General features: G+C 65.7%; 16 protein-coding genes. 12 read left to right on the forward strand and 4 right to left on the reverse strand.

Annotated elements, in window-relative coordinates; all coding sequences use genetic code 11:
* Positions 1–34: 34 nt before the first annotated feature.
* The 10 genes from obgE (at position 35) to TS85_RS05460 (ending at position 11645) form a co-directional block, all read left to right on the forward strand.
* Entirely contained in the window at positions 35–1084 is a 1050-nt protein-coding gene (obgE, locus tag TS85_RS05425; RefSeq protein WP_044330880.1) for a GTPase ObgE, read from the forward strand.
* A gap of 48 nt (positions 1085–1132) precedes the next feature.
* Positions 1133–1690: a Uma2 family endonuclease gene (locus TS85_RS05430; RefSeq protein WP_044330881.1), complete on the forward strand. Its 558-nt coding sequence runs from the start codon at positions 1133–1135 to the stop codon at positions 1688–1690.
* A 36-nt stretch (positions 1691–1726) separates the two neighbouring features.
* The gene (proB, locus tag TS85_RS05435; protein WP_044330882.1) at positions 1727–2833 is read left to right on the forward strand and encodes a glutamate 5-kinase; all 1107 of its coding nucleotides are present in this window, start codon (positions 1727–1729) and stop codon (positions 2831–2833) included.
* 250 nt (positions 2834–3083) lie between these two features.
* On the forward strand, positions 3084–4007 hold the full coding sequence (locus tag TS85_RS05440; RefSeq protein ID WP_044330883.1) for an NAD-dependent epimerase/dehydratase family protein: 924 nt from the start codon (positions 3084–3086) through the stop codon (positions 4005–4007).
* A gap of 258 nt (positions 4008–4265) precedes the next feature.
* Positions 4266–6146, forward strand: coding sequence for a putative bifunctional diguanylate cyclase/phosphodiesterase (locus TS85_RS05445; RefSeq protein ID WP_052507763.1), 1881 nt, complete (start codon positions 4266–4268; stop codon positions 6144–6146).
* Positions 6147–6541: 395 nt separating this feature from the next.
* Positions 6542–7342, forward strand: coding sequence for a hypothetical protein (locus TS85_RS25260; RefSeq protein ID WP_155006317.1), 801 nt, complete (start codon positions 6542–6544; stop codon positions 7340–7342).
* A gap of 91 nt (positions 7343–7433) precedes the next feature.
* On the forward strand, positions 7434–7751 hold the full coding sequence (locus tag TS85_RS25265; protein WP_155006318.1) for a hypothetical protein: 318 nt from the start codon (positions 7434–7436) through the stop codon (positions 7749–7751).
* Between the two features lie 382 nt (positions 7752–8133).
* Entirely contained in the window at positions 8134–8376 is a 243-nt protein-coding gene (locus TS85_RS05450) for an acyl carrier protein (RefSeq protein WP_044330885.1), read from the forward strand.
* A 75-nt stretch (positions 8377–8451) separates the two neighbouring features.
* Positions 8452–9642, forward strand: coding sequence for a serine palmitoyltransferase (gene spt, locus TS85_RS05455; RefSeq protein ID WP_173426265.1), 1191 nt, complete (start codon positions 8452–8454; stop codon positions 9640–9642).
* A gap of 53 nt (positions 9643–9695) precedes the next feature.
* The gene (locus tag TS85_RS05460; RefSeq protein ID WP_044330888.1) at positions 9696–11645 is read left to right on the forward strand and encodes an ATP-binding protein; all 1950 of its coding nucleotides are present in this window, start codon (positions 9696–9698) and stop codon (positions 11643–11645) included.
* A gap of 3 nt (positions 11646–11648) precedes the next feature.
* Here the strand turns inward: TS85_RS05460 and TS85_RS05465 are convergent, their stop codons facing one another.
* The 4 genes from TS85_RS05465 to rplU all read right to left on the reverse strand — a co-directional run bounded on the left by TS85_RS05465 (position 11649) and on the right by rplU (position 13730).
* Positions 11649–12239 (reverse strand): TetR/AcrR family transcriptional regulator, encoded by a 591-nt coding sequence (locus TS85_RS05465; protein ID WP_044330889.1) that lies wholly within the window; start codon positions 12237–12239, stop codon positions 11649–11651.
* Positions 12240–12344: 105 nt separating this feature from the next.
* Positions 12345–12902: a GNAT family N-acetyltransferase gene (locus TS85_RS05470; RefSeq protein ID WP_155006319.1), complete on the reverse strand. Its 558-nt coding sequence runs from the start codon at positions 12900–12902 to the stop codon at positions 12345–12347.
* Positions 12903–13073: 171 nt separating this feature from the next.
* On the reverse strand, positions 13074–13343 hold the full coding sequence (gene rpmA / locus TS85_RS05475) for a 50S ribosomal protein L27 (protein WP_044330890.1): 270 nt from the start codon (positions 13341–13343) through the stop codon (positions 13074–13076).
* 24 nt (positions 13344–13367) lie between these two features.
* Positions 13368–13730, reverse strand: coding sequence for a 50S ribosomal protein L21 (gene rplU, locus TS85_RS05480; protein WP_044330891.1), 363 nt, complete (start codon positions 13728–13730; stop codon positions 13368–13370).
* A gap of 398 nt (positions 13731–14128) precedes the next feature.
* Here rplU and TS85_RS05485 point away from each other — a divergent pair, with 398 nt between their 5' ends.
* Complete coding sequence (locus TS85_RS05485; RefSeq protein WP_227698688.1) at positions 14129–14743, forward strand: GNAT family N-acetyltransferase; 615 nt, start codon at positions 14129–14131, stop codon at positions 14741–14743.
* Positions 14744–14772: 29 nt separating this feature from the next.
* Positions 14773–17310, forward strand: coding sequence for a TonB-dependent receptor plug domain-containing protein (locus TS85_RS05490; protein WP_044330892.1), 2538 nt, complete (start codon positions 14773–14775; stop codon positions 17308–17310).
* The last annotated feature ends 12 nt before the right edge of the window (positions 17311–17322 follow it).

Consider the following 17322-nt stretch of genomic DNA (forward strand, 5'->3'; position numbering starts at 1 on the left):
TGACGGACGGGCGCACTTCTCTATATGACGCGACATGCATTTTCTCGATCAAGCAAAGATTTTCGTCCGTTCGGGCGCCGGTGGACCCGGTGCCGTCAGTTTCCGGCGTGAAAAGTTCATCGAATATGGCGGCCCCGATGGCGGCAATGGCGGCAAGGGCGGCGATATCATCTTCGAAGCCGTGCCGGGGCTGAACACGCTGATCGACTTCCGTTATACCCAGCATTTCCGGGCGCCGCGCGGGCATGGCGGCTCGGGTTCGAACCGGACCGGCGCGGGCGGCGACGATCTGCTGATCAAGGTGCCGATCGGCACCCAGATCCTGGCCGATGACGATGATCGCACGTTGCTCGCCGACCTGACCCAGGCCGGCCAGCGCATCGTGTTCCTGCGCGGCGGCGATGGCGGGCGCGGCAATGCGAGCTACAAGACCTCGACCAACCGCGCGCCCCGCCAGCACGGCACCGGCTGGCCCTATGAAGAGGCCTGGGTGTGGCTGCGGCTCAAGCTGCTCGCCGATGCCGGGCTGGTCGGGCTGCCCAATGCGGGCAAGTCGACCTTCATCAACCAGGTGACCAATGCCCAGGCCAAGGTCGGCGCCTATGCCTTCACCACCACCCGGCCCCAGCTCGGCGTGGTGCGGCACAAGATGCGCGAATTCGTCGTGGCCGATATCCCCGGCCTGATCGAGGGCGCGGCGGACGGGGCGGGGATCGGCGACCGCTTCCTCGGGCATATCGAGCGGTGCCGCGTGCTGCTCCATCTGGTCGACGCCAACGACGCCAGCGTCGCGGAAAGCTATCGCATCGTCCAGGACGAGCTGGAAAATTACGGCGCCGGCCTCACCGACAAGCGCGTGATCGTCGCGCTCAACAAGATCGACATGCTCGACGACGAACTCATCGCCGCGCTTTCGGCGGAGCTGGAGGAGGCGAGCGGCGCCGAAGTCATCCCGATCTCGGCCGCTGCGGGCACCGGAGTCGACTGGGTGCTCGACAAGCTGCTCGAGGCGATCGGCGACAGCGCCAGCCCGGTGAGCGCCGACGACGAGGGCGAGGACGAGATCACCTGGTCGCCGGTGTGAGGGCCTCGGGCGCTTGGCGGCGGCGGGGCGGAGGCGTATAACCGCCTTATGGCGACGCGAACCGAATATCCGCTGCTGACCGCCGAGGAGTTCCTCCAGATCGATTTCGGCGACCGCAAGGCCGAACTCGACAATGGCGTCATTCGGATGATGGCGGGCGGGACCGCCCGCCATGCACAGGTGCAGACGAACATACTCGTCGCGCTCGCCCCGCGTTTGCGCGGCACCGGCTGCGCGCCGTATAATTCGGACATGGGCGCCCGCACGCGCGATCATTCGGTGCGCTATCCCGATGTCAGCGTCTATTGCGGTCGCGGCGACGCCTCCAACGACGACGCGCTCACATTCGACGATCCGCGCGTGATCTTCGAAGTCCTGTCCGCGGGGACCGCGCGTACCGATCTGCGCGTGAAGCTGGACGAGTATAAGGAAATGCCCAGCGTCGATACGATCGTGTTCGTCGACATCGCCAGCGAACGCCTGCGCGTCGTGCAGCGCACCGGGCCGAAAGGCTGGAACGAAGTGGTGCATGACATGCCGTTCGACGTGCCGCTGCCGTCGTTGGGCCTCACCATCCCCCACGCCGAGATTTTCGCCCGCGATTGATTGGCGCCGCGCCGCGCAGCCGCTAAGCGACCCCGCATGCTGCTCTTCCCCCCCGCCGCCTGTCCCCGCCTGATCGTCAAGATCGGCTCGGCGTTGCTCGTCGCGCCCGATGGCAGCGTGCGCCGCGCCTGGCTGGAGGGGATCGCCGCCGACATCGCCGCGCGCGCGCAGGCGGGGCAGCAGGTTGCGGTGGTCTCCTCCGGCGCGATCGCGCTCGGCGCCCGGCGGCTGGGGCTGCCCAAGGGCGGGCGCGCCAGCCTGGAGGACGCACAGGCCGCCGCCGCCACCGGCCAGATCGCGCTCAGCCAGGTCTGGGCCGAAGTGCTGGGCGCCGAGGGCCTCACCGCCGCGCAGATGCTCGTGACGCTCGACGATCTCGAGGACCGCCGCCGCTATCTCAACGCCTCGGCCACGCTCGACCGGCTGCTCGGCCTCGGCGTCGTCCCGATCCTCAACGAGAATGACAGCGTCGCGACCGAGGAGATCCGCTTCGGCGACAATGATCGCCTCGCCGCGCGCGTGGCACAGGCGGCGGGGGCGGCGGGGGTGATCCTGCTCTCCGACATCGATGGGCTCTATGATCGCAACCCCGCGCTCCTTGGCGCGGTGCACATTGCGCGAGTCGAGCGGATCGACGCGGGGATCGAGGCCATGGCCGATCGCGGCTCGGCTTCGGGCATGGGATCGGGGGGCATGGTGTCGAAGATCGCCGCCGCGCGCATCGCCAACGCCGCGGGCGCGCATCTCGCCATCGCCTCGGGCCGCATCGATCGCCCGCTCTCCGCCGAGGCCCGCCACACGCTCTTCGTCGCCGAGAAATCGGCCCCTGCGCGCAAGGCGTGGCTGGCCGGGGGGATCACCGCGCGCGGCACGATCCATGTCGATGCCGGCGCCGCCACTGCGCTCGCGGCGGGCAAGAGCCTGCTCGCGGCGGGCGCCACCCGCGTCGAGGGCGATTTCGCGCGCGGCGACCTGATCGTCATCGCCGCCCCCGACGGCCGCCCGCTGGCGCGCGGCCTCTCCGAATATCCCAGCGACGACGCCGCCCGCATCGCCGGCACGCGCAGCGACGAACATGCCGCCCTGCTCGGCTACACCCCGCGCTCGACATTGGTCCATCGCAGCCACATGGCGCTGCTGTGAGGGGCGGGAGCCGTTCGCCTCTGCCCGCCCTTCTGCGGGCGGGGCAAGGCCGCGCCGACACCTTTCTTCTTCCGTCATGCTGAACTTGTTTCAGCATCCAACCCTCAACCCGCGTCGCCGCTGCTGTGGCGCCGTGGGTGCTGAAACAAGTTCAGCATGACGGTGAAGAGAGGGCGACCGCTGGCTTCGCATCCGATCTCCCCGTGCGAACAGCATGCGCCACCCCCCGCGCCCCCAAGGAGCAGCTGACATGGCCACCCTCTCGATCACCGGCGGCACCGGGTTCGTCGGCACCCGGCTGATCGCGCTCGCGCTCGAGGCGGGGCACGGCGTCCGCGCGCTCACCCGCCGCGACCAGCCCGCGCGCGCGGGGCTCGTCTGGGTCCGCGGCGACCTGACCGACACCGCCGCGCTGGCCGAACTCGCGACCGGCGCCGACGCGGTGATCCATGTCGCGGGGGTGGTCAACGCGCCCGACCGCGCCGGGTTCGCGGCGGGCAATATCGACGGCACGCGCGCGATGCTCGCCGCCGCGCAGGGGGCAGGGGTCGCGCGCTTCGTCCATGTCTCGTCGCTCGCCGCGCGCGAGCCCGGCCTCTCGGCCTATGGCTGGTCCAAGGCGGAGGGCGACGCGCTCGTCATGGCCTCGGGGCTCGACTGGAGCATCGTCCGTCCGCCCGCAATCTATGGCCCCGGCGACATGGAGATGCTCGAGCTGTTCCGCCTCGCCCAGCGCCGCCTCGCGCTGCTCCCCCCCGGCGGGCGGCTGTCGGTGATCGAAGTCGGCGACCTCGGGCGCCTCCTCCTCGCGCTCGCGCTGACCGATCGCTGCCCGCAGATCCTCGACCCCGATGACGGCGTCGCGGGCGGATGGAGCCACAAGGACTTCGCCCGCGCGATCGGCACCGCGGTGGGCCAGCGCGTCGCCGCCTTCGCCCTGCCGCGCCCGGTGCTGATGGCGGGCGCGCATCTCGACCGGCTGGCGCGCGGCAAGGCGGCCAAGCTCACCCCCGATCGCGTCGCCTATTTCTGCCACCAGGATTGGGTCGCGGACGCCGCGCACCGGCCGCCGGAAAATCTCTGGACGCCGCAGGTGGCGACTCCCGAGGGGCTGGCGGCGACCGCTGCCTGGTATCGCGCGCAGGGGCTGCTCGCCGGCGCGGCGCGGCGGTAAGGGCGGGGCCACACGGCGCGCCCGCCGGCGCAACGCCACGGCGCCCCTTTCGCCGCGCCTGCGAGAAGTAGCAAACAACAATTAACGCGAAATTATACTGGCGATGGTACAGCTCGACGCTGGTATTCGTTGCTTGTTTTGGATCTCGCCATGCGTCTGGCTTCATGGCTCACCTTTCGGGACGCACCGGATGACGTTGCGGTAGCGCAACTACGCGAACTGCGTCGTCAGGTTCCGCTGCTATACCTTCTGCTGACCATGAACGCGCTTGCGGTCGCCTATACGCATTATCCGCTCGCGCCTGCGCTTCTCACGATCGCGGTCCCGGCGGCGCTCAGTACGCTGTGCATCGCGCGCACCGTGAGTTGGCTGCGGGCGCGAACCGCCGGTGATGCCACCCCCGAATATGCGGTGATGCGGCTTCGGCGCACCACGGCGCACGCGGCGATCCTCGGGCTTGCCTATGTCATATGGTCGCTCTCGCTCGACCAGTTCGGGGGGCCCTTTGAGCGCGCGCACATCGCCGTCTTCATCCCGGTCACGGTGATCGGCTGCATCTTCTGCCTGATGCACGTGCCCCAGGCCGCGCTGGTGCTCACCGGCGTGGTGATGGTGCCCTACCTCCTCCACTATGTCAGTGTCGGCAACGCCGTGTTCACGGCGATCGCGTTCAACGTCGCGCTGGTCACGATGGTGATCATCCGCGTGCTGTTCAACAGCTTTGCCGGGTTCAACAGCCTGGTTCGATCGAAGGACAAGCTCGCCGCCAAGCAGCGCGAGGCCGAGCAGCTCAGCCACGAAAACGCCATCGTCGCGCTGACCGACAGCCTCACCGGGCTGCCCAACCGCCGCTTCTTCTTCGCCAAGCTCGACGAAGTGCTCCGCGCCAAGGCCGTTGCCCAGGCGCGGTTCGCAGTCGGGGTGCTCGACCTCGACCGGTTCAAGCCGCTCAACGACACCTATGGCCATGCCGTCGGCGATCGCCTCCTGGCGCAGGTCGGGATGCGGCTGCAATCGGCCGCCGCGGACGGCGTCATCGTCGCGCGGCTGGGCGGCGACGAGTTCGGCCTGCTCATCCTCGAAGACGTCGATCGCGCCGCCGAGATTGGCCAGGAATTCTGCGATCTCCTCGCCAGACCGTTCAAATTCGACGATATCCAGGTGTCGCTCGGCGCCTCGTGCGGGCTGTCCATCTATCCCGAGGCGGGGGCGACCGCGCACGCGCTGTTCGACCGATCCGACTATGCGCTGTATCACGTCAAGGCCGAGCGGCGCGGCGGCAGCGGCGTATTCTCGCTCGCGCACGAGACGACGATCCGGTCGGAGCGGCTGCTCGAAAACGCCCTGCGCGAAGCCGATCTCGAAGCCGAACTCGATGTCCAGTTCCAGCCGATCGTCAATATCGACGCGATGACCGTGGTCGGGGTCGAGGCGCTGGCCCGCTGGACCAGCCCCAAGCTGGGGCGGGTGCCGACCGACAGCTTCATCGCGATGGCCGAACGCACCGGGCTGATCCACTCGATCACCCTCACGCTGTTCCGCAAGGCGCTGGAGCGCGCATTGTGCCTGCCGGGGCATATCGGGCTGTCGTTCAATCTCTCGGCGAACGACATCACGTCGCCCGCGACGATCAAGTCGCTGCTCCAGGCCATCCATCACGGCGCGATCGCCCCCGACCGGATCACCTTCGAACTGACCGAGACCGCGCTGCTGCGCGACGTCGACGCCGCCGAGCGCGCGCTGCGCGAATTGCGCAGGCTCCGGGTAAAGGTCGCGCTCGACGATTTCGGCACCGGCTATTCAAGCCTCAGCTATCTCCGCCGCCTCGCCCCCGACAAGATCAAGATCGACAAGAGCTTCGCCGCCGACCTCGACAGCATCTCCGGCCGCAACATCGTCACCGCGATTGCCGGGCTGTGCAACAATATGGGGCTGGAATGCGTGTTCGAGGGGATCGAAAGCTATGACCAGCTCGCGAAAATCCACGCCTTCGGCTACCACTTCGCCCAGGGCTATCTCTTCGCCCGCCCGATGCTGATGCCCGCGTTCCTGACCTGGCTGGAACGCGACGCACTGCGCGACTTGCGGCTGTCGGCGCGGGTGCCGGGCGGGGCGGGGGTTCGGGTGCGGTCGGTTTGAGGGGGGCAATCGCAATTGGACGCGAGCGCTCAATTTTCTCGTCATGCTGAACTTGTTTCAGCATCCAACGCGCCGCAAGCTGTGGATTCCCGCGTTGCGCGTTGGGCCCTGAAACAAGTTCAGGGCGACGAGAAGTAAAAGAAGAAAGGTCCATTTCATATGCGATTCCCTGGGTTTAGGGGGGGTGGCTGTGGGACTGGGGCTAGATTCGGGCGGGCTGCGGACCACGCGATTTAGGGCGGTATATCAAGGAAATCAGACATCGGGCACTTCCCGCCGGATGTTTCATTCGGAAGTTGGCGGGCGTACAGCTTTGGCGGTCGGACTATTTTCATCCTTGTGGCGGAACTAAGATTACGATTAACTCGCATGATTAAGATCGGGGCGGGAATAGCGTGGCAGAAGAGCTCGAGGCGAAGCCAGTGCGGAGAAGGCGGGCCAAATCCAAGATCCAACCTCCCGAGCCGGCAGCTACAGCAGCGGCGGCTGCTACGGAACCTAAAGCGCGACGGACGAGGACTAATCGACCGTTTCCAGCAGGTCCATTCGAGGAGGCTCTCACCTTTGCGAAGGACATCTACAATCTCGGCAGCGGTACTCCAGTGCGGCGGCTAACCCTATTCGATCACCTGCAGAGGACGCCAGACAGCAGCACGAGTAGAATGCTGATTACGAACGCGAACAAGTATGGGTTGATCAAGGGAAGCTATATAAGCGAACAGCTTGAGCTGACGGCGGACGGAAAGAAAGTTTGTGACGATAATGTCAGTCCTCGCGAATCTGCGAGATTGAAAGCAAAGCTGGCCATTACCGATATTGGCCCGTTCAGCGCGTTGTACGAAAAATTCATAAATACGAAGCTCCCGCCTCGAGCAACTTTGATTGATTCTATGAAGGAGGCCGGCACAGAAAAGGATCATCTTGAAGAGGGCGTAGACACCTTCATTGTAAACCTCAAGGCTGTGGGACTACTCCAGAATCTTTCTGGCGCAGATCGTGTTGTAACAATCGAGCATTTGTTGGACACATTACCGGGCGCCCCATCTTCAACTGCGTCTACTGTGCCCCCCGTAGTGATAGGGGGGCACGACGCTCATCACGCAGGAACAAGCAAGTTTCGAGACAACCTGCTTCTATATCACTGCGATAGGCGAGCAGGATTCAGATGCGCGAAAGCACTCGGATCTTTTTCTTGAGAATATTGTAGAGCCAGCCATTCAAACAGTGGGCTTAAAAGTGGTTCGAGCTGATCAGATAGATCGTCCTGGGTTAATTACGCGACAGATCATGGAATATCTATTCAGGTCAAGGTTGGTGGTTGCTGATTTGTCATTTTCCAACGCGAATGTTTTCTATGAACTTGCACTAAGGCATGCTATTCGACTTCCAATTGTTCAAATTGTTCGTCATGGTGATCCGATACCATTCGATGTCAATCAGATGCGTACAATCGCGATCGATAACCGGAACATCTATACCCTTTTGCCAAATGTTGAGCTTTACAAGTCTGAAATCGCTAGTCAGGCGCGGAGAGCTTTGGAGGCCGGAGTCGAAGTGGATACCCCAGTTTCGATGTACTTTCCGGAAGCTCGTCTTGTTGTTTAATGAAGGTGGCTAACCGGAGCGTCGGACCGAAGGCTGCGCAAAGATCCGGCACTCTCTCCGCAAGCGTACCCGAAAGAATCCCGCGCCCACCACCTTGCAATGTAGGATTTCAACTGCTTCTCTCTCCCCAGCAGCCCACAAGCCGCCACGCTCTTTGACATCGCCGCAACCCCCACCGCGCGCGCCCGGCCCCAAAGCCCGCGCCCGTCGCGCGCGCCCAACCCCCGTTCACCCCGCCTGTGCGCGAGGATCGTAAACTTCGCGCCCCGCACCCCTTCCGAACCCTAAACTTCGTAAACTTCGCCTCCGCGTCCCACACCCCCGCCGCACCCGCGCCGCATTCGCTTGGCACTGGCGGGGGATGCCATTAAGGACCGGCCCCATGACTGATCGCTCCGAAATCTTCGCCACCGTCGCCGCGCAAATCGAGCCTTTCAACAAGAAGGGCGTGCCCCTGACCGAGACCACCAGCTTCGCCGGCGACCTCGAATGGGACAGCCTTACCGTCATGGATTTCGTCGCGGCGATCGAGGATGAATTCGACATCCTGATCACGATGAACATGCAGGCGGAGATCGAGAATGTCGGCCAGCTGGTCGACGCCGTCCAGAAGCTGAAGGGCTGAGCCGTGAGCGAGAGCCTCCAGACCGCCGACGCGCTCCCCGAATTCCCCGCCGAGGTGGCGCCCGAGCGCGACCTGATGTCGAAATTCGACGGGCTGATCGCCGAACGCCGCGCGCTGCTCGACAGCGGCGTCACCGATCCGTTCGCGATCGTGATGGAACAGGTCAAGTCGCCGACCGAGGCGGTGATCGCCGGCCGCGAGACGATCCTGCTCGGCACCTATAATTACATGGGCATGACCTTCGACCCCGACGTGATCCAGGCGGGCAAGGACGCGCTCGACCGCTTCGGCTCGGGCACCAATGGCAGCCGGATGCTCAACGGCACCTTCCGCGACCATATGGACGTCGAACAGGCGCTGCGCGACTTTTACGGCGTGTCGGGCGCGATCGTGTTCTCGACCGGCTATATGGCCAATCTGGGGATGATCTCGACGCTGGCGGGGAAGGGTGAATATGTCATCCTCGACGCCGACAGCCACGCCTCGATCTATGACGGCTGCCAGCAGGGCAATGCCGAGATCGTGCGTTTCCGCCACAATTCGGTCGAGGACCTCGACAAGCGCCTGGGCCGGTTGCCGGCGGGCGTGGGCAAGCTGGTCGTGCTGGAGGGCGTCTATTCGATGCTCGGCGACGTCGCCCCGCTGAAGGAAATGGTCGCGGTCGCCAAGAAGCATGGTGCAATGGTGCTGAGCGACGAGGCGCATTCGATGGGCTTTTACGGCCCCAACGGCCGCGGCGTGTACGAGGCGCAGGGGTGCGAGGCGGACGTGGATTTCGTCGTCGGCACCTTCTCGAAGTCGGTCGGGACGGTCGGCGGCTTCTGTGTGTCGAACCACCCGAAGTTCGAGGCGATCCGGCTGGCGTGCCGGCCCTATATCTTCACCGCGTCGCTGCCCCCCTCGGTGGTCGCGACCGCGGCGGTGTCGATCCGCAAGCTGATGACCGCGCATGCCAAGCGCGCGCAGCTCTGGGACAATGCCCGCACGCTGCACGGCGGGCTGAAGGACATGGGCTTCCGGCTGGGGACCGAAAACCCGGACAGCGCGATCATCGCGATCATCCTGGAGGATCAGGTCCAGGCGGTGACGATGTGGCAGGCGCTGCTCGACGGCGGGCTGTACGTCAACATGGCGCGCCCCCCGGCGACGCCCGCGGGCACCTTCCTGCTGCGCTGCTCGCTGTGCGCCGAACACACGCCCGAGCAGATCCAGCGCGTGCTGGCGATGTTCCGCGCCGCCGGGCAGGCCGTCGGAGTGATCGGCTGACCCCGACGCGGCTGCTTTCCTCGCACCGTGCTTGTGCCTAGGTTCGAGGCGGAATGAACGACGCGGTTCTTTTTGTGGAGCGCCCGGCGCGCACGGCGGGCTGGCGCATCTGGATATTGGGCGCGCTGGCCGTGCTCGGGATCGCCGTGCTCGTCGCGCTGATCGTGATCCAGCAGCGCGCCGATGTCGAGCGCGACAAGGCGATCACGCTCCAGCAGCACACGTTCGAAGTCATCATCCGCGCCAACCAGCTTTCGGCGGCGGTGGCCTCGGCGGAGGCGGCGCTGGGCCGCTATGTGGTGAGCGCGGACAAGACGCTGGGCCAGCAATATGCCGGCTATTGGCAGCGCGCCGGCGAACAGCTCGCCCGGCTCCAGCATCTCACCGCGGACAATCCTGAGCAGCAGAAGCGGCTGGCGGCCCTGCGCCGCGCCTTCGACGCCCGCGGCAAGGAGCTGAACGAGACCGCGCTCTATTCGTCGTACAAGCGCCATCGCGACGCCTGGGGCGCCTATTACCAGGTCCGCCAGGGCCCGGCGCGGCAGGATGTGGAGATGCTGCTCCAGCATGTCGTCGATTCGGAGCGGGGGCTGCTGCGCGAGCGCACCCAGGCGGCGTCGGACCTGATCGCCAGCTCCAGCCTCGCGTCGCGGGTGCTGACCGCGTTCGGCATCGTCATCGTCCTCGCCGCGGTGCTGCTCGGCTGGCTCGCGGTACAGGCCGAGGGCGAGCGCGCCGCCGCCGATGCCGAGGCGCATTCGCAGCGCGAGCGCGCCGCCGAACTGCGCCAGGCAGTCGACTCGGCGACCGCGCAGCTCCTCGCCGAGGCGCGCGAACGCGAGGCGGCGGAGGCCCAGCTCCGCCAGGTCCAGAAGATGGAGGCAGTGGGCCAGCTGACCGGCGGGATCGCGCACGATTTCAACAACATGCTCGCGGTCGTCGTGGGCGGGCTCGAACTGGCGAAGCGCCACGTCCAGACCGGCGGCGGCGCCGCGCTGCGGCATATCGACAACGCGATGGAGGGCGCAAACCGCGCCGCCGCGCTCACCCGCCGGCTGCTCGCCTTCGCGCGCTCGGAGACGCTGATGCCCGAGGCCGTCGATCCCGACGCGCTGATCGCGGGCATGTCCGACCTGCTCGATCGCACGCTTGGGGATACGGTCAGCGTCCATACCGAGGGGGGTAGCGCGGGCTGGCGGATCTGGGTCGACCGGCACCAGCTCGAAAACGCGCTGCTCAACCTCGCGGTCAACGCCCGCGACGCGATGGAGGGCAGGGGCGCCCTGACGATCTCGACCGGCCAGGCGACGCTGGCCGAGGGTGAGCGGAGCGAATGCGCGGCCGGGGATTATATGCGGATTACCGTGGCGGACACCGGCTGCGGGATGACGCCCGAGGTGCTCGATCGCGTGTTCGAGCCGTTTTTCACCACCAAGCCGGTGGGCAAGGGCACCGGCCTGGGTCTCAGCCAGATCTTCGGCTTCGTCCGCCAGTCGGGCGGCGAGATCGCGATTCAGACCGCGCCGGGCGCGGGGACGCGAGTCACGCTGTACCTGCCGCGCCACCACGGCGAAGCGGTGCAGCCGGGGGTAGAGGCGGCGGTGGCGCCCGCATCCCCCGCCGCGCCGTCGCACGCCATCCTGGTGGTGGAGGACGATCCCCGCGTGCTCGCGGCGACGGTCTCGGCGCTCGAGGAACTGGGGCACCGCCCGACCCCTTGCGCCGATCCGCTGCTGGCGCCGTCGCTGCTCGCCGCGATCGGCCCCGTCGACCTGATCCTGTCCGACGTGCTGATGCCGGGGCAGACCGGCCCGGAGATGATCGCCGGGCTGGGCGACCGCATCGCGGATGTCGCGGTGCTGTTCGTCACCGGCTTTGCGGGCGATGCCGATGCGGAGATGCTGGTGGGCTTCCCGGTGCTGCGCAAGCCCTACACGCTCGCCGGGCTGGCCCGCGCCATCGACGGCGCGCTCGCCCAGGCAGGGGCGCGCGCCCTCGGCTAGGCGTCAATACGGGTCGAGGACCACCGACGCCCGCAATTGCGCCGTCGCCATCTCGCGCGCCTTGTCGCGCGGCAGCCCCAGCGCCCGCGCCATCGGCGCACCGAGCAGCGCGTCGCCCAGCGCCATCAGCACCAGCTGGAGCGTCTGTTCGTGCAGCGGCACGGTCTGGTCGTCATGCCCCTCCGCAATCTCGTCGAGCAGCCGGTGGATCGCCTCCAGGATCGGGTCGAGCGCGTCCTGGTTGCCTGTCAGGATCATCCAGCTCGCCAGCGCCCCCGCACCCTCGGTATCGAACGCGTCGAAGGTCAGGTCGACGACTTCGCGCGGATCATGGTCCTGCGACCGCGAGCGGATCACCGCTGCGCTGATCTTGGCGCTCACCCGCCCGGCGATGCTCGCCGCCAGTGCCTTTTGCAGCCCCGCCGCCGATCCGAAATGGTGGAGCAGATTGGCATGCGTCCGCCCGATCGCCGCCGCGACCGCCTTCAACGTCACCGCCTGCGGCCCCGATTCGAGCAACAGCGTGCGGGCAGCGTCCAGCGCGGCATCGCGGGATTGTTCGGGGGACAGGCGTTTGCGTGGGGGTGTCGACATCGATGGAAGCGCGCTCTTTATCCGTGAGCGCCCCGCTTAGGGGATATCGCCGCCCCAACGCAAAGACTCCCGCCGATTTGGGGGCGGCGGCGTGGGGCGTTCGCCTCACGCCGCCATGCGATTGTCCGGATCATCGCTGCGGCAGCCATCGTCGGACAGAGTGCGCTCGAACAGCGCCGTCGCCACCTCGCAACCGCGGCCGCGCGAATACATCGTGCCGACCCGGCCCGTTGCACGGAATCCCAGCTTTCGTAACACCGCCCCGGATGCCGGATTGTCGATGAAATGCCCGGCGGTCACGCGGCGGATTCCCAGCGCGCGGGCCGCCTCCAGCACGGCGCGTCCGGCTTCGGTCGCATAGCCTCGGCCCCACGCGGCGGGCGTGAGCCAATAGCCCAGCTCATGCGGCTCGTCCCTGTGGGCGCCGATCGACATCACCCCGATCAGGCCGAGCTGTCCCGCCTGATGCTCGAACATCAGGAACTTCAATTCGGTCGGGTCGCCGAACTGCGCCAGGAACGCCTCGGCAGCCTCGATCGGATAGGGCCAGGGCGCGAGGGCGAGGTTGCGCACAACCGCCTCATGCCCGATCGCCCGGGCCAGTTCGGGGGCGTCCTCGGGCCAGCCGGGCCGCAATGTCAGTCTAGGCGTACGCGCGAACATGACCATTCTCCTCGGTCCTGCGGTGCCCCCAAGCCATGTCACTGTGACGTGGTTGTTGCGCCGCGATTGCGGGGGAGAAATGAAAAAGGGAGCCGGGGCGACCCGTCTCCCTTTTGGTCTGTCGATACAGACCGGGTCGCCCTGGTGGGCAACCCGGCTGGTTACCCGCTGTTACTCTGCGGCTTCCGCCACTGCGTCTACCGAACAGAATTTACGGCCAAGACGGCCTTCCTTGAACGACACGCGGCCGTCGGTAAGCGCGAAGAGGGTATGGTCCTTGCCCATGCCGACGTTCACGCCCGGATAAATCTTGGTGCCGCGCTGGCGCACGATGATGTTGCCCGCGATCACGGCTTCGCTGCCGAACTTCTTGACGCCGAGACGACGACCAGCCGAATCGCGACCGTTGCGCGAAGAGCCGCCTGCTTTCTTATGTGCCATGGTCTATACTCCTCTTATGCTCGCTTACGCTTCCGCGGCCGGGGCTTCTGCCTCGGCGGGAGCTGCGGTCTTGGCGTTCTCTGCCTTGTGATCCCCGATCGCAGTGATGCGCAGGATCGTGTGGTTCTGGCGATGGCCGTTCTTGCGGCGATAATTGTGGCGGCGGCGCTTCTTGAAGACGATGACCTTCTCGCCCTTCGCCTGCGCGATGATCTCTGCCGAGACGGTCAGCCCGTCGGTCGGCGTCAGCTCGCTACCTTCGCCGGCGAGCAGAACGTCGCCCAGCGTGACCGACGATCCGGCCTCGCCGTCGAGCTTCTCGACGACGATCTTGTCTCCTGCGGCAACGCGATACTGCTTGCCGCCCGTGCGCACGATAGCGAACATGGCTCTGTCTCAACCCAAAAAGCTTGTGCCCGCACAGACATTGTCCGTGCAGGAAGGAAGGGCGCAGCTAGGATAAGGAGGCCGCGCTGTCAAGCGTCGGCGTGCCGTTTTGCCGGCCAGGCGAAACCGTTGCACGAATGCAATGGTCGCCGGAAAATCCCATGCGCGGTTCGGTCCCTAGGGTCAGTGGGTGAAGAAAATGTTGCAACGCAGAAAGAATCGTGACCTCTTTGTGTCTCCGCAGTTACCAGCCGAGGTCAAAGACCCGGCGTCCCAGGAATATCCATGCCACGTCGGCCTTTAGGTCGCGTCTGGCTTAGCAAGTGCTTCCCCATTCGCGTGGGGGGCGCAATGGAGCGTTGTATTTGTTCTACGGGCAGACGCCACGAGTTCCGCCTATGACGAAGCCGCTAGCCGCTGGCGTGATGCTGCACTTGCGAACGGCGCAAGCCGGCGATGTCCCGGCGCTCGAAGCGCTGATCGAGCGGTCGGCGCGCGGGTTGAGCCGCGGCCATTATGACGGGGCGCAGGTCGATGCCGCGATTGCGCACATCTTCGGCGTCGACTCAGAGCTGATCGCCGACGGCACCTATTATCTTGTCGAAGGCGAGGGGGGCGAGCCGGTCGCCTGTGGCGGCTGGAGCGCGCGGGGTACGTTGTTCGGTGGCGATCGCTTTGCCGTGCGCGACGATCGCCCGATCGATCCGGCGCGCGATCCCGCCCGGATTCGCGCGTTCTTCGTCGATCCGGCGTTCGCCCGCCAGGGGCTCGCCGCGAGGCTGCTCGACCGGTGCGAGGAGGCTGCCGCCGCAGCCGGGTTTTCGCGGCTCGAGCTGATGGCGACGCTGCCCGGTCTGGCTTTCTATCGCCGCGCCGGATTCGAGACGCACGAAGAGTTTCATTGCCGCGCGGGGGCGGAGACGATCCCGTTCGTGCGGATGAGCAAGGCCCTCCGATCGGCCCCCGGCCGAGAGGGCGCCACTAAAATGGGGGATTCAGAAGGGGAGACCTGAGAGCGCCTCACTATCCGGGGGAATCTCACATGTTACGCACCACCACCGTCTCTGCCTTTGCGCTCGCCGTTGCGTGCCTTTCCGCGAACAGCGCTTATGCCCAGACCGACCCGTCGGCGGATACCGACCAGTCTGATATTATCGTAACGGGTACCCGCGTAACTGGAATCACCGTCGCCGAGAGTGCGACGCCGATCAAAGTGTTGAGTTCCGAACAGCTTTCAAGTGTTGGCCAACCCAATCTCAATCAGGTGCTGACGCAGCTGGTGCCGTCGTTCACTGCCCAGGCGTTCGGTGGCGACACCGCCAACCTGACGCTGTCGGCGCGCCTGCGCGGGCTGAGCCCCAACCACACGCTGGTGCTGGTCAACGGCAAGCGGCGGCATGGCACGTCGAACCTTGCCGTCCTCGGCGGACCCTTTCAGGGCGCGGCGACCGCCGATCTCGACCTGATCACGCCGCAGTCGATCGACCATATCGAAGTGCTCGAGGACGGTGCCGCCGCGCAATATGGCTCCGATGCGATCGCGGGTGTCATCAACATCATCCTGAAGAAGACCTCCGAAGGCGGCGAGGCGATGTTTACCGCCGGCGAGAATTACGAGACCGGCGGCGAAACCTATGCCGGGTCGCTCCATCTGGGCACCAAGATCGGCGAGGACGGCTTCATCAACGCGACGGTGTTCCACCGTTTCCATGATTTCACGCAGGTGGGCGGGCTCGATCGGCGTGTGACCGATGCCAATGGTGTGCTGCTAAGCAGCCTGTCGGCGGCGCAAAAGGCGCTCTATGCCAACATTCCCGGTTTTCCGTACGTCAACAAGATCAACGGCGACGCGAAGTCGCACCTCACCAATGTCCAGGCCAATGCCGGCTATGATTTCGGCGATGTCGAGCTCTATGCGAACGCGACCTATTCGAAGCGAATCGCCAGCGCCTATGAGAATCTGCGCGTGCCCGATCGCGTCATCGCGTCCTCGGTACTCGGCGTTGGCGGAACGCTGGGCGCGGCCGGTTCGATCGTGTTCGATCCCGACGGCGACAGTCCGTCCAACGGCTTCTCCCCGCGCGAAGGCATTCGCGAGGACGACTGGTCGCTCTCCTATGGCTTCCGCGGCGAAGCCGGCGGCTTCACCTATGATCTAAGCACCACCTATGGCCAGGACAAGAACCTGGTCTACACGCTCGACAGCGCCAATCGCTCGCTGTTCATCGACACCCACTTCACGCCGACCACGTTCTACAACGGCTCGTTCAAGGCGACCGAGCTGACCGGCAACGCCGATTTCACCTATGCGCTGGAAGCCGGTTTCGCGGAGCCGGTGACGATCGCGTTCGGCGCCGAATATCGCAAGAACACCTATGCGATCGGCTCGGGCGACTCGGCATCGATCTACAAGGAAGGCGGCCAGTCCTATCCGGGGTTCCGCCCATCGGATGCCGGGTGGCACAGCCGCGAGAACGAGGCGGGCTATCTCGACATCGCGGCCAGCCCGATCGTCGGGCTGAAGCTGGATGGCGCGGTGCGCTACGAGCATTATTCGGATTTCGGCAGCCAGTGGATCTTCAAGGGCACGGGTCGCTATGATTTCACCGATACGTTCGCGCTGCGCGGCACGGTGTCCACGGGGTTCCGGGCGCCGACGCTGGCGGAGAGCTATTATTCGGCGACCAACGTCTCGCCGACCTCGGCCTTTGTCCAGTTGCCGGCCAATTCGGCGGCGGCGAAGCTGATCGGCTTCCAGAACCTCGAGCCGGAGAAATCAACCAACTTCTCGGCCGGGTTCGTGGCGCGCCCGGTGGATCGCCTGACGATCACGGCGGACGCCTATCAGGTGAAGATCAAGAACCGAATCCTGGGGACGGGGTCGATCTTCGGCAGCGGGGGCGCGACCAATTTCGCGGTGGTCACCCAGGCGATCGTCGCCAACGGCAATGTCCTCGATCCGACGGTGTCGCAGACCGGCATCAACATCTTCACGAACGGCGCCGACACCCGCACCCGTGGCCTTGAGGTAACGGCCAGCTACCCCACCGATCTCGGCGCCTATGGCCGGATCGCCTGGACGCTGTCGGGCAATTACAACGAAACGAAGGTCACCAAGGTCAAGGCGGCGCCGACCAAGCTGACTCCCACTGGATCGACGACGCCGATCGCGCTGTTCGACCTGGCGACGATCAGCAACCTCGAAAGCGCATCGCCCAAGTTCAAGGTGATCGGGAGCGCAAACTGGTCGCTGGACAGCGTTTCGGCAACGCTGCGCGGCACGTTGTTCGGCAAGTCGTCCAACTATACGAGCCCGAACGGCGGCACCTACTACAAGCAGGAAATCCCGACTGCGTTCCTCGTGGACATGGAGTTGGGTTACGACCTGACCAGCTTCATCAAGCTGTCGGTGGGCGCGAACAACGTCTTCAACAAGCGGCCACCCACCGTCGCCCTGGTCCCGGGTACGACCAACAACACGCTCGTCAACGGCGGCAACGTCATCGACGCGCCGCTGACGTTCAGCCCTTATGGGATCAATGGCGGCTATTATTACGGTCGCGTCACCATGAAGTTCTGATCGCGAAACACC

This window comes from Sphingomonas hengshuiensis (assembly GCF_000935025.1).
GTDB classification, from domain to species: domain Bacteria; phylum Pseudomonadota; class Alphaproteobacteria; order Sphingomonadales; family Sphingomonadaceae; genus Sphingomonas; species Sphingomonas hengshuiensis.